The following is a 12668-nucleotide window of genomic DNA, read 5'->3' on the forward strand; positions in this document are numbered from 1 at the left end:
ATAAATTTTAAAAATAGCTATTTTAATATTTCAAGTATTTTTAATCCTAATTTTGTTGTTTTGTAAAGTCTGCCTTTTTTAGCATTTTCATTAAGACATATTACTAGTTTTTTACTTTTCAAATCATTTAATGCACCAGATACTTGTGTTGGACGCAAATTAGTCTCTTTTGCAATTTCTGAAGGCATCTTATAATCATTGCCAGACAATGACTTTATTGTTTTGTATCGTGAAGGGGATACTTTTATAAACCCAATTATTTCCCAAGTATTTTCTTCACTTTCTTTTTTATTCATGTTATATGTCTTTATATTGCATTAATCACTTTCTTATTTATAACTTTATTCTGTATTATTTAGTTTTAATTGGTATTTATTCTGTTTATTTTGTTTTAGTAACAATTTTATACTACTTATAATATATACAATTATGTAAATTAAATTTGTTTTAATTTACATTTTATAATGGTAGTTTATACTATTGTTGTTAAACATCATTTACTATTAATTTCAATGAAAATGTAGTAAATTTGGAAAATATGGGATAAATTAACTTAAGAATTATACTTATCTATTTAATAAATTAAAATAAAAATTGACACGTTTAGGGGTTTGTGTGATTTTTAAAATAATAACTATCATAAGTATTATGTTTAGTGCATTATTTTTCTAAAAGTAAATATAGGTATAATTCTTGTTAATTTTAATTATCAGTGCTTTTTTTTATATTCATAAATCTTTAAACTTAAAAACATCAATTTATTTTTTTAATATTATTTTACTTACTTAAATTTACTAAAATAGAAAGCTTTTTATATAGCAATTTGCCAATATTTAAATAGTAAATTAACTTAAATTATTTATTGTTGAATTATATTGAACTAAAAAATTATGTTGAGGTAGGTTTCATGAAATTTGAAGAACAAGAATCAATAGATGATTCCTCAAAAGAAACTGTATTAAAGCCTGAAATAGAAGAAAATGAGGCTTTTGAAAAAATTGAACCGATGTTAGATTATGGTAATATTAAAAGTTCAAAAGATATTGAAGTTCCTCCATTATTAATTGATCAAGTTATTGGACATGAAGAGTCCATTGAAACTATTAAAAAAGCAGCAAAACAAAGGAGAAATATTTTACTTATTGGTGATCCAGGTGTTGGAAAATCAATGCTGGCTAAAGGTATGGCTCAAATTTTACCACATGAATCATTAGAAGATATTTTAATTTATCCGAATGTGGAAGATAATAATCATCCTTTAATAAGGTCAGTTCCAGCAGGCGAAGGTAAAAAAATAGTAAAGGCAACTAAAGGGTCTGCTAAAAACCATGAAGAGAAAAAAACACTAATTACAACATTTATCATTGCAGCTATTGTTGTTATTGGATTTATGTACGGCAGAGTACTTGAAGCTATTATTGCAGCAGCATTAATCCTGCTTATTTCTATTCAAATAAAGCCTAAAAACAATAACATGTCTCCAAAATTATTGGTTAACAATGAAGATAAAAGATTCGCACCATTTATGGATGCAACAGGTGCTCATGCAGGAGCATTACTTGGAGATGTTCGTCACGACCCTTATCAATCTGGAGGTCTTGGAACTCCGGCACATGAACGTGTAGAATCTGGAATGATTCATAAAGCTAACAAAGGTGTTTTATACATTGATGAAATTGGTACAATGACTATGAAAACACAACAGGAGCTCTTATCTGCAATGCAGGAGAAAAAATATGCCATTACTGGTCAAAGTGAAAACAGCAGTGGTGCAATGGTAAGATCTCAGGCAGTACCATGTGATTTTGTTCTAGTAGCATCTGGTAATCTTCAGGTTCTTGAAGGAATGCATATAGCTATGAGATCAAGAATCAGAGGATATGGTTATGAAGTTTTCATGAAAGATTCCATGGATGATACTCCGGAAAACAGGAAAAAATTAGTAAGATTTGTAGCTCAGGAAGTTAAAAATGACGGAAGAATTCCTCACTTCGCTCCTGATGCATTAGATGAAATTATTTTAGAAGCTAAACGTCGTTCAGGAAAACAAGATGCTTTAACTCTTAAATTAAGAGATTTAGGTGGACTTGTAAGATCCTCTGGTGATGTAGCTATTGAAAAAGGTGCTGATTTAGTAACTGCAGAACATGTAATTGAAGCTAAAAAATTCTCCAGAACCTTAGAACAGCAAATAGCTGACAGATCCATTAAACAAAGAAAAGAATACAGCATGGTTCATCCTGAAGGTGGAAGAGTTGGTCTTGTAAATGGACTTGCAGTTATTGGAGATAGAAGCGGTATTGTTTCACCTATTGCTGCTGAAGCTGCACCATCCCAATCTAAAGAAGGTGGAAGAATCATAGCTACAGGTAAACTTGGTGAAATAGCTAATGAATCAGTTCAAAACGTAAGTGCATTAATTAAAAAATACACCAACAAAGATGTTTCTGATTATGATATTCATGTTCAGTTTATCCAAACTTATGATGGTGTAGAAGGAGACAGTGCAAGTGTTTCAATAGCTACTGCAGTAATTTCGGCTGTTGAAGATATTCCTATTGATCAGACTGTTGCATTAACCGGATCTTTAAATGTTCGTGGAGATGTAATGCCTATTGGTGGTGCAACAGCTAAAATTGAAGCTGCTGCAGAAGCAGGAATCAAAAAAGTATTAATTCCTAAGTCTAACATGAAAGATGTCATGCTTGAGAAAAAATATGAAGATATGATTGAGATTGTTCCAACTGAAACTTTAAGTGATGTATTAGAAAATATTTTAATTAGCGGTAGTAAAAAAGACCATTTAATTGAAAAAATGAAAAATTTAAGTTCTAAAGTTGTAAGTAAAGTTTCTAACTCTCAAATTGAAAAACCAACTACTAACTAAGTTGGTTTTACTTATTTTTTTTATTTCGCTAACTTGTTAACGGGTTTTTCTCAATAGCTTTGCTGATTTGATTTTATTTATTTTTTAAAATAATATAGTAAATTTAATATGTTAATCTGTACATATTAATAATATTATACAGAATAATGTCATAGGTTGAATTGTGATTAATATGGTTAATAAACTTCGTTTTAATATAGCTAAATTTGGAGCTAAAATAGCTTCTCAGGTATCTAAATTAGGATTTGGAAGTGGTAATAATCTTCCGGGATATGTTTTTTATAAGGTTGCTGGAAAGGAAGCACTAAAAGACTTAGCTCATGAAATGAATGTAGGCCCTATTTTAATCACAGGAACTAACGGAAAAACTACTACAACAACTCTTTTAATTAAATTACTTTCATGTGATACTGAAATCCGGAAAAGTTTTGAAAGCAATACTATTCATGCAATAACTACAGGTATTTTAAAAGGTAGTGGAGATATTGGTGTTTTTGAATATGGAATTAGAAATAAAATTTATGGAATTCCAGATACTGTTCAAAGGCTTATTGATCCTGTGGGAGTTGTTTATACAACAATTTCACGTGAACACTCACAGGTAGCAGGTGTTAAAAATCCATTTGATGAATATGTAGATGCCAAATCTCTGCTTTCACAGGCTATGGCCCGTGGAGTTATTATTTCCAATGTAGATGATCCTGTAACAGCAAACATTGCTTTTAATAAACAGGAAGATGTTCATGTTAATTTTTATGGATTGGCTATTGATGATATTAATGATATTTTTGAATCAGAGAGTCCAGATTGTCCGAAGTGCGGCAAAAAGCTTGAATATTCTCAAAAATTCTTAAATCACAGAGGAATTTATAGTTGTGAGTGTGGTTTTAAACGCCAGGAGCCTAATGTTAAATTAGTTGGTGCCGATTTTAAGCCGGACAATTGGGATTTGACAATTGAAGGAAATTTATACAATTATACAAATAACAGGGATATTTCATTTAAAGTAACTATAAATGTTCCTCCATTTGGATTCCATAATATTTACAACACATTAGCTTCTGTTTGTACATATGCTACTTTCACTCCAAAAATAGCCAATATTGAAAATACTATTAAAGAAGTTTTCAATAATCTGGATATGTCTTTTATTCCTCCTGGAAGATTTGAAGTAGTTAAATTAAAAGATAAATATGTTGGTTTAGGACAGGGGGATAATGGTGATGCAGCTAAAATCAATGCATTATTTATGAATCAATATATTGATGGGCCTTTAGAGTTTATTTATACAACTCCGGATGAACATGAAGAGGAAATCTTTGAAGACCATTTGGATGTTATTAAAAATTTAAATCCGGACCATATAATTGTTGTTCCTGGAAGAAAATCTATTGAAAAAGCTCAGGATTATTGTAGTATAATATCTGAGGAATTTGATAATACTGATTTTTATCCCTTAAGTTATGAAAAAATGGATGAAAGAATTAAAAAATTAGTGGATTTAGCTAAAACTTCAGATTATGGTTATGTAATTATGACTGGTTGCGGTGAAGAGCAGGAAATGTGGGAAAATATAAAACAGAAGTTAATCAATAAATAATATTACTTTCAATTATAGTATTTATTGTTTTATAGAAGTTATCTTCGCTTTTTTTGATTTGTCTAAATGATGAATCAATTTTACATCCACATAAATCACAGCTGCCGATAATAAAGTTATTGCTGTTTTTCTCAATTAAAACTCCAAAGTATTCTTCTTTTAAATCACCATATTTTTGAAATTCTTCACTGCTGAGACTTATAGTTTTATCTTCAATGGAAAAAATATCACATTCATTAAATAGTGGTATAAAAGCAAGCATTCCGAATGTTATAAATATATTTTCATGTTTTAAGACTTTTAAGACTTTTTCAACATAGCTGTCTTCATTTTCAATATCATATTTTTTCAGTTCATCAATATTGTTGGAACCCATTGTGTAATTATCACGGATTATGCAGATAGCTAGTTGGGGATCTATATAATTATCACATTTAGCTATAATATTTTCAATAGTTTTTTCAACATTCATTGATAACACCTTCGTAACTTTCACATAATGAAAGAACCTCTTCAATTTTTGGAATTTGATTGAGCCAATCTATAGGGATGGAATCAAATCCATAATAAATTCCAGAAAGTCCGCCGCAAATAGCTGCAACAGTATCGGTATCCCCACCTAAATTAACAGCTTTCAGTACACTGTCTTTATAACTGTCAGTACTTTCCAAACAATAAATAACACTTTCAAGAGTGTCTATTACATAACCTGAACTGTTGATATTGTCTTTCAGATTATTATTAAAAATTCTCTCAAAATGTTCCAGCTCTTTGGAACCTTTATAGTGTTTCCTGATTTTATCACTGGCTATTTTAACATGTTTCTTTATTGTTAAATTACTTGAAAGCATGGATTTAGCCAGTTCAACATAAAATACACAAGCTATTTTTGATCTTAAATGGCCATGGGTCAAACCGGATACATTTTCAATTGTTTCATAGTCAATATCACAAATGAAAGCCAGAGGCAATATTCTCATCAAGGATCCGTTTCCATTATCTCTTTCGCTAGTTCCACCACAATTTAATGCTTCAAAACCATTTTTAAACCTTAATAATGCTTCATAAGTGGTGTTGCCATAATCAAAAGTTTTTTCATATTGTGTGTATTTGCCGTTAATTAACCATTCTAAAAATTCACTTTGGATATCTTCATAGTCAATAGCTTTTTTATTACAGATACTGCTTATAGTAGCTAGTGTCATTGAAGTATCATCTGAAAAAGTTCCGGGAGGCATATTGTATGTTCCGTAACCTGTCATTGTTTTTACCGGATTTTTTTGAAGTGTTTCACGGGAACTGAACTCAACTGGAACACCTAAAGCATCGCCAACAGCAAATCCGCAAATTCCATCTTTGATTTTCATGAATATAATTATATCTTTAAAGTTGATAAAAATAGCAGTTTTAAATTCACAAATTATAATTAGTACTTTAAATATTATTTAACATAATGATTCTTAAAACACAAAATTTAATTTTAAGACCTTTGGAGATAGATGATGCTGAAGAATTATATCATCATGCTAAAAATCCAAAAATTGGTCCAATTGCGGGATGGTCACCTCATAAAAATGTTGAAAATAGCTTAGAGATAATTCAAAGTGTTTTTGCTCGAGATGAAACTTATGCCGTAACTTTAAATGGTCAGATTATTGGATGTGTAGCTTTGCTTATTCATCCTGACGGAAATTATTATTGGGGAGATAATAATGCAGAACTTGGATATTGGATTGCAGAAGATTTTTGGGGAAATAACTATGCTTATGAAGCATCTGAAAAACTATTGGAGCATGCTTTTGAGGATTTGAAATTAAATAAAATTTTTGCATCATTTAAAAAAAGCAATTATCAATCAAAAAGAGTTCTTGAAAAATTAGGTTTTAAATACTTTGATGAACTACAGAATATTGATTATGCAGGAAAATCTTATTTAGAAATTGTAATGAGTTTAAAAAATAATATGATGAGCTGATAATATGGAAACATTGGAAGCAATTAATAAAAGAAAAAGTGTCCGTGCTTATAAGGATGAACAGATAACGGAAGATGAATTGGATACAATTGTCGGAGTAGCTAATAAGGCTCCAAATGCAGGTCCGTTTCAAGTTAGTGTAATTCAGGATAAAGAATTTTTAAGTGAAATAAATGATAAAACTAAGGAGTTCATGTTAAATTCTGAAGGTTTTATGCGTCAGAGAGCTTCTATTCCAGGTTATGAACCATTATATGGAGCACCAACTTTAATTGTTATTTCTGCACCTGAAGGTCCTTTTACTCAAATAAATGTTTCAGCATCTGCAACAACAATGATTTTAGCAGCTACTGATTTGGGATTGGCTACATGTTATGTTGTATCTCCAATAGCTATTTTAACTCAACTTAAAGATAAATTAAATCTTCCAGAAGATTTCACACCTGTTTCAGGTATTTTAGTTGGTTATGAGGCTCCCTGCAAAATCCCATCTCCTGAACGTGAAATTCCGGACAATATTAATTTTATTGGTTAGATAATTATGGTTAGAATTTGTAAAAATTGCGGATTTGAAAATCAGGACAGTTATGATTTTTGCGCTAAATGCGGAACCCCGTTAGTGGAAGGGCTTCAGTCCAATACATTTTTTGTTTATAGGAATGTGGAACCGAACATTAGCAAGAAATTTATAGTTATTTCTTATATAATTACTATATTTTTTTCATTTGGAGGATTTATCATAGATTTGATAGCTAAACATACTTCAATGGGATTTTTTAGCTTTTTCGGATTTTTCATGCCCTTTTTCTTACTTCAGGCAAGGGATAATAAAATTAAAAAACATGGTTTTATTCAGTTATTTATATCTTTTATTGGATTCGTCCTGTTTATAAGAACATTACCGTTATAAAAAAAGAGTTTTTAAGTATTGTTTTTAAAAAACAATACTTTTTTTTAATTTAAACAAAATGTATTTTCATATCTCCAGTTAATAAACATTCTGGAATTGCCAGATAATTCATATGGTAATCGCTCATTGCTTTATCAGCAGCATCTCCACGATCCATTCCATCACCCCAGTCGTATTGGCGAATATCGGATATGATATCTCCACCAAATATTTTTTCAGATGCATTATTGTTTACTGTTATAATAATATTTGGAGATATATGATAAGTGTATTCCATTATTTCTTTAGCTGCTCCATAAGGATCGTCAGGATCATCTAAGTGAATATTATGCAGAGTTTGGTGCTGTGCATTAAATGAACTTCCTGGGTAAATCCAGGTAAATCCGCTACTTAAATTCCATGTTGCCCCCATGTCAACACCGGGAATACCTCCTTCACTTTCGTCTTCAGCTATTATTAACACACTAGAAGTTGCAGCTATTCCTACTACAACAATGACAGCAAGTATTATAACTGCAAAAATAATTCTTCCAATTTTCATGATTTACAATTGTTTTTAGCATTAATATAGTTAACTTTTTTTATGTTAAAATCAAATATTAATTATTATATTAATTTTTGGTGATAATGTGATTATTGGCGGTTCAGCATCTCAAGATTTAGCTGCTCATGTAGCAGAAGAATTAAATGATGATTTATGTTATGTAGAAACTAAAAAATTTCCAGATGGCGAAAGATATTTACGTGTTGATGGAAATATTGATGAAGAAGTTACGGTTATCCAATCTACAGGATATCCTCAGGATGAAAATTTAATGGAATTGCTGTTTTTAATAGCTAATCTTAAAGACCTTGGGGCAAAAAAAGTTAGGGTTGTTGTTCCGTATATGGGTTATGCAAGACAGGAAAAACGTTTCCATGATGGAGAAGCAGTTTCTGCAAAAATTGTAGCTAATTTAATTCAATCTGCTGGTGCTGATGAATTTATTACATTTAATATTCATGAAAAATGTGTTTTAGACTTTTTTGATATTCCAACTACAAATATTTCTGCTATGGGTGCAATAGCTGAATATATTGATAAAAAAATTGATGAAAAACCTTTAATTGTTGCTCCAGATAAAGGGGCGTATCCTTTTGCTCAGGAAATAGCCGGAATTCTTGAGTGTGAATGCACTTATTTATCTAAAGTTCGTCTTGGACCGGATAATGTGGAAACCAGAATTGTTGATGTTGAGGGCAGTTCTGATGAAACAGTTAATGTAGATTCAGTTAAAGATAAAAAAGCATTTATCATTGATGATATTATAGCTACCGGCGGAACTATTGTTAATGCAGTTAAGATATTAAAAGAATATGGTGCCAAATCAGTTGATGTTTGCTGTGTTCATCCGATTTTGGTAAATGGAGCTACTATGAGAATTTATTCAGCTGGTGCTAATAGTGTAATATCTACCAATAGTTTATCTGCAGACAGTTCTCGTGTTTCTCTTGCAAAAAGTATAGCAAATGTTTTGAGGGATTAAAATGTTTGATAAGGATGCTATTAAAAAAGAAATTATTGAAGGATCTAATATCATTTTAAAGAGATATGATGAAAACGATGTTGTTGAATCTATATCTGTTATGAATACAAAAGGTCATGTTATTTTTTTAGGATCTTTAAGAGTTTATAATGAGATGAATGTTAAAAATATTGAAAAAGCTTTGGAAAACAGTTTTGAGGACTATGGTAGAATTAGCATAAGAAGCAGTAAAGTTACTCCATGCTGTTCTGTACCATATTTCCATGTTAGTTTTCACATAAATGTTGATGAAATAATTTAGAATAATCATGAAAAAATTTAAACTAAACTCACCTTACCAGCCATTAGGTGACCAGCCAAAAGCCATTAATTCATTAGTTGATGGAATAAATAAGGGTGTAAAGGAACAAACTCTTTTAGGAGTTACCGGTTCCGGTAAAACATTTACAATGGCTAATGTCATTGAAAAAGTTCAAAAACCCACCCTTGTTATTTCCCATAACAAAACATTAGCTGCGCAACTTTATGAGGAATTTAAAGAGTTTTTTCCTGATAATGCAGTTGAATATTTTGTCAGTTACTATGATTATTATCAGCCTGAAGCATATGTTCCAAGAACTGATACTTTTATTGATAAGGAATCCTCAGTTAATGAAGAAATAGATATAATGAGACATTCTGCTACTCAATCTTTGTTATCCCGTGATGATGTAATTGTAGTTAGCAGTGTTAGCTGTATTTATGGTGTAGGTTCTCCTGAAGATTACGGTGAATTTGCATTTGGAATAGCTGTAGGAGATAATTATGACCGTTCAGACATTATTCGCAGACTTGTTTTTATGCAATATGAACGAAATGATATTGAATTTGGAAGGGGGCAATTTAGAGTACGTGGAGATGTAATTGAAATAAATCCTGTTCATGGTACTCCACCTGTACGAGTTGAGCTTTTTGGTGATGAAATAGATGCAATCAGTTTAATTGATAAGGTTACAGGTAAAAAAACAGAAAGTTTAAAAAGGTACATGATTTTTCCGGCAAAGCATTTTGTTGTTGGTCAGGATAAGATGGATACTGCAATTAGAAATATTTCTGATGAGTTGGATGAAAGATTAAATGAGTTTAATTTATCAAATAAGCTTCTTGAAGCTCAAAGATTGGAACAAAGAACACGTTTTGATATTGAAATGCTTCAGGAAATGGGTTACTGTCCCGGTGTGGAAAACTATTCTATGCATCTGTCTGGAAGAAAATGGGGTGAAAAACCTTACTCCTTATTGAAATACTTCCCTGAAGATTATCTGACTATTATTGATGAGTCTCATGTTACACTGCCTCAAATTCGCGGAATGTATAATGGAGATAGGGCACGTAAAGAAACTTTAGTGGAGCATGGATTCAGATTACCTTCTGCAAAGGAAAATCGGCCATTGAGATTTGATGAATTTGAGTCATCTATAAATCAAATCATTTATGTTTCAGCTACTCCCGGAGCTTATGAATTATCAAGATCAGGTAATGTTGTTGAGCAGATTATTCGTCCAACAGGTTTGGTTGATCCTGAAATAATTATCCGTCCGGTTAAAGGTCAGGTTGAAGATTTGCTTGGAGAAGTTAAAAAAAGAGCTAAAAAAGATGAAAGGGTATTAGTTACAACTTTAACTAAGAAAATGGCTGAAGATTTAACTGATTACTATGCAAAAATAGGTGTTAAAGTCAGATATATGCACTCTGAAATTGACACTTTAGAGAGAATTGACATTGTAGATGACTTAAGAAGAGGAACATTTGATGTGCTGGTTGGTGTAAATTTACTTAGGGAAGGGCTTGATTTACCTGAAGTTTCTCTGGTAGCTATTTTAGATGCCGATAAAGAAGGATTTTTAAGAAATGAAACTTCATTAATTCAGACTATTGGAAGAGCTGCAAGAAATATTAACGGTCAGGTAATAATGTATGTTGATGAAATGACGGATTCTGTTAAAAATGCAACAGCTATTACGAATAAAAGAAGAAAAATCCAGATTAAGTATAATAAAAAACATGGTATTGTTCCTAAAACTACTAAAAGGGCACTTAAGGATAAAAAAGTAGCTGAGGATTTGGATATTGAAGGAACTGATATTAGTAAAATACCTAAAGATGAATTACGTTTACTTATCAGTGATTTAGAAAATGATATGAAAGAAGCAGCATCTAAACTTGATTTTGAAAGAGCAGCTAGTTTAAGAGATCAAATAGCTACTTTAAAAGGTTTAAAAAAAGATTCTTCATAGAATAATTTAAAATGGGAACTGTCCATTAATTTTAATTTTTGCATTTTATTTAATGGACAGCTAGAACTTATTTTTTTTAGAAAGTTGTTTTTAGTGTTTTTAATATTTCGTCGGAGGTTTTTCCTTCGTTTTCAAGAGTTTTTATTGTGTTTTTCATATTTGTTTTTTCTTCTTGTATACCTTCTTGTTTTCCTTCTTTTATTCCTTCTTTTATTCCTTCTTTTATTCCTTCTTTTATTCCTTCTTGTCTAAGTTCTATTTCTCTGTTGTGTAGTTTTTCGTTTATGCTTTCTCCTTTTAGAATACTCATTGTTCTCACCTTTTCTAATGGTTTGAGATTTTTTTTAGGATTTTTTTTGTTGTTAATCAAAGCAAGTGGGTTTAATATTATTTTATAGAGGGTTCTAAATTTTTTTTGTCTTTTTTTAAAGTATTTTATTATTTTTTTAGAAAGTTGTTTTTAGTGTTTTTAATATTTCGTCGGAGGTTTTTCCTTCGTTTTCAAGAGTTTTTATTGTGTTTTTCATATTTGTTTTTTCTTCTTGTATACCTTCTTGTATACCTTCTTGTTTTCCTTCTTTTATTCCTTCTTTTATTCCTTCTTGTTTTCCTTCTTGTCTAAGTTCTATTTCTCTGTTGTGTAGTTTTTCGTTTATGCTTTCTCCTTTTAGAATACTCATTGTTCTCACCTTTTCTAATGTTTCTGGGTTTTTTATGAATATTTCTGTTGTTAGCCAAAGTCCCCATGTTAATATTTTAGTTTGTTTGGTTGTTATTTTGGTAATTTTGCTAACATAACCGCAGATTTCTTTAACTATTTCTTCAGAATTTTTGGTTGTGTTTAAAAATGGTATGAAAATTAAATCTAATATGTCAAAAGTTGTTAGTTTTTTGTTATTTTCTATTTTGATTTTAACATTCTTTAATCTTTGGTCTCCGGGATATTTTTTTAGAAAAATTATTCTTATTGGCGTATATTTATTTACTTTTCCAATCCAGCATTCTGTTTCTGATTTGTTTGGATTGCCTGTAGATATTATAATCGTATTTATGGGTTTTCCAGTTTCTTCGTGTAATTCCATGTCGTAACGTCCAGTATGGGTAAGATTACCATGAGTTAAGTTACCGCTGTAATGTTCATAATGGATATATGAATCATCAACCATTTCATATACAAAATCCATTAATAAACCCTTAAAATTAGGTGTTATTAATTCTGTAGAATATACCTTTTTAATTTTTGTACAAGGCAATGGTTCATGTATTTCATCTGTTTCTTTTTCTAATGCTTCTAAATAATCAAAGAGGTCTTGACCATAATATTTTGCTAATCCTTTTATTAATTTATCCTGTTTTTGATAAATCATTTTTTCTCTCCTTAATTGTTTAATATTCTATAAATCGATTTGATAAAATACACTAATACTTTGTATTGACCACTATATAAGTTGTTAAGTTGTAAATAACTTAAATAAAACAGTTTTGAGTAAATTT

At 30.3% G+C, this 12668-nt stretch carries 13 protein-coding genes and 1 pseudogene; 8 read left to right on the top strand and 6 right to left on the bottom strand.

The features are described 5' to 3' along the window. Positions 1 to 17: 17 nt before the first annotated feature. Positions 18 to 296 carry a MarR family transcriptional regulator gene (locus tag K4897_RS08720; RefSeq protein ID WP_019265410.1) on the bottom strand — a complete coding sequence of 93 codons (279 nt, stop codon included), beginning with the start codon at positions 294 to 296 and terminating at the stop codon, positions 18 to 20. Positions 297 to 1006: 710 nt separating this feature from the next. Between K4897_RS08720 and lonB the strand changes: the two genes are divergently transcribed. Both lonB and K4897_RS08730 read left to right on the top strand, forming a co-directional pair. Continuing rightward, positions 1007 to 2887, top strand: coding sequence for an ATP-dependent protease LonB (gene lonB / locus K4897_RS08725; protein ID WP_250416971.1), 1881 nt, complete (start codon positions 1007 to 1009; stop codon positions 2885 to 2887). 172 nt (positions 2888 to 3059) lie between these two features. After that, on the top strand, positions 3060 to 4487 hold the full coding sequence (locus K4897_RS08730; RefSeq protein ID WP_250416087.1) for a Mur ligase family protein: 1428 nt from the start codon (positions 3060 to 3062) through the stop codon (positions 4485 to 4487). Here the strand turns inward: K4897_RS08730 and K4897_RS08735 are convergent. Both K4897_RS08735 and K4897_RS08740 read right to left on the bottom strand, forming a co-directional pair. Then, complete coding sequence (locus K4897_RS08735) at positions 4477 to 4959, bottom strand: hypothetical protein (protein WP_019265413.1); 483 nt, start codon at positions 4957 to 4959, stop codon at positions 4477 to 4479. The genes K4897_RS08730 and K4897_RS08735 overlap by 11 nt on opposite strands. Continuing rightward, on the bottom strand, positions 4949 to 5854 hold the full coding sequence (locus tag K4897_RS08740) for an ADP-ribosylglycohydrolase family protein (protein WP_019265414.1): 906 nt from the start codon (positions 5852 to 5854) through the stop codon (positions 4949 to 4951). Before K4897_RS08740 ends, K4897_RS08735 begins: the two co-directional genes overlap by 11 nt. An 86-nt stretch (positions 5855 to 5940) precedes the next feature. Here K4897_RS08740 and K4897_RS08745 point away from each other — a divergent pair, with 86 nt between their 5' ends. The 3 genes from K4897_RS08745 to K4897_RS08755 are packed head-to-tail and all read left to right on the top strand — an operon-like array spanning position 5941 to position 7372. Further along, complete coding sequence (locus K4897_RS08745) at positions 5941 to 6462, top strand: GNAT family N-acetyltransferase (RefSeq protein ID WP_250416089.1); 522 nt, start codon at positions 5941 to 5943, stop codon at positions 6460 to 6462. A gap of 4 nt (positions 6463 to 6466) precedes the next feature. Next, positions 6467 to 6997, top strand: coding sequence for a nitroreductase family protein (locus tag K4897_RS08750; protein WP_019265416.1), 531 nt, complete (start codon positions 6467 to 6469; stop codon positions 6995 to 6997). 6 nt (positions 6998 to 7003) lie between these two features. Continuing rightward, entirely contained in the window at positions 7004 to 7372 is a 369-nt protein-coding gene (locus K4897_RS08755; RefSeq protein ID WP_250416090.1) for a zinc-ribbon domain-containing protein, read from the top strand. 49 nt (positions 7373 to 7421) lie between these two features. Here K4897_RS08755 and K4897_RS08760 read toward each other — a convergent pair whose 3' ends face one another. Next, entirely contained in the window at positions 7422 to 7913 is a 492-nt protein-coding gene (locus K4897_RS08760; protein ID WP_019268202.1) for a hypothetical protein, read from the bottom strand. Positions 7914 to 8001: 88 nt separating this feature from the next. Between K4897_RS08760 and K4897_RS08765 the strand changes: the two genes are divergently transcribed. The 3 genes from K4897_RS08765 to uvrB are packed head-to-tail and all read left to right on the top strand — an operon-like array spanning position 8002 to position 11174. Further along, a complete protein-coding gene (locus K4897_RS08765; RefSeq protein ID WP_019268203.1) occupies positions 8002 to 8898 on the top strand; it encodes a ribose-phosphate diphosphokinase in 897 nt (298 codons plus the stop codon). Position 8899: 1 nt separating this feature from the next. Next, a complete protein-coding gene (locus tag K4897_RS08770; RefSeq protein WP_019265420.1) occupies positions 8900 to 9199 on the top strand; it encodes a hypothetical protein in 300 nt (99 codons plus the stop codon). Positions 9200 to 9206: 7 nt separating this feature from the next. Then, positions 9207 to 11174: an excinuclease ABC subunit UvrB gene (uvrB, locus tag K4897_RS08775; protein ID WP_019265421.1), complete on the top strand. Its 1968-nt coding sequence runs from the start codon at positions 9207 to 9209 to the stop codon at positions 11172 to 11174. 76 nt (positions 11175 to 11250) lie between these two features. On the opposite strand, the pseudogene K4897_RS08780 reads toward uvrB, so the two are convergent. Both K4897_RS08780 and K4897_RS08785 read right to left on the bottom strand, forming a co-directional pair. Next, positions 11251 to 11502 (bottom strand): annotated as a pseudogene (locus tag K4897_RS08780) (hypothetical protein); the annotation flags it as partial. A 118-nt stretch (positions 11503 to 11620) separates the two neighbouring features. Then, positions 11621 to 12541, bottom strand: a complete 921-nt coding sequence (locus K4897_RS08785) for a hypothetical protein (RefSeq protein ID WP_250416092.1) — start codon at positions 12539 to 12541, stop codon at positions 11621 to 11623. Between the last annotated feature and the right edge of the window lie 127 nt (positions 12542 to 12668).

Source organism: Methanobrevibacter sp. TLL-48-HuF1 (assembly GCF_023617305.1).
GTDB lineage: Archaea > Methanobacteriota > Methanobacteria > Methanobacteriales > Methanobacteriaceae > Methanocatella > Methanocatella intestini.

Bases quoted from the DNA above. Each gene is read 5' to 3' on its own strand.
- K4897_RS08720 (WP_019265410.1), bottom strand. From the start codon at position 296: ATGAATAAAAAAGAAAGTGAAGAAAATACTTGGGAAATAATTGGGTTT.
- lonB (WP_250416971.1), top strand. From the start codon at position 1,007: ATGTTAGATTATGGTAATATTAAAAGTTCAAAAGATATTGAAGTTCCT.
- K4897_RS08730 (WP_250416087.1), top strand. From the start codon at position 3,060: ATGGTTAATAAACTTCGTTTTAATATAGCTAAATTTGGAGCTAAAATA.
- K4897_RS08735 (WP_019265413.1), bottom strand. From the start codon at position 4,959: ATGAATGTTGAAAAAACTATTGAAAATATTATAGCTAAATGTGATAAT.
- K4897_RS08740 (WP_019265414.1), bottom strand. From the start codon at position 5,854: ATGAAAATCAAAGATGGAATTTGCGGATTTGCTGTTGGCGATGCTTTA.
- K4897_RS08745 (WP_250416089.1), top strand. From the start codon at position 5,941: ATGATTCTTAAAACACAAAATTTAATTTTAAGACCTTTGGAGATAGAT.
- K4897_RS08750 (WP_019265416.1), top strand. From the start codon at position 6,467: ATGGAAACATTGGAAGCAATTAATAAAAGAAAAAGTGTCCGTGCTTAT.
- K4897_RS08755 (WP_250416090.1), top strand. From the start codon at position 7,004: ATGGTTAGAATTTGTAAAAATTGCGGATTTGAAAATCAGGACAGTTAT.
- K4897_RS08760 (WP_019268202.1), bottom strand. From the start codon at position 7,913: ATGAAAATTGGAAGAATTATTTTTGCAGTTATAATACTTGCTGTCATT.
- K4897_RS08770 (WP_019265420.1), top strand. From the start codon at position 8,900: ATGTTTGATAAGGATGCTATTAAAAAAGAAATTATTGAAGGATCTAAT.
- uvrB (WP_019265421.1), top strand. From the start codon at position 9,207: ATGAAAAAATTTAAACTAAACTCACCTTACCAGCCATTAGGTGACCAG.
- K4897_RS08785 (WP_250416092.1), bottom strand. From the start codon at position 12,541: ATGATTTATCAAAAACAGGATAAATTAATAAAAGGATTAGCAAAATAT.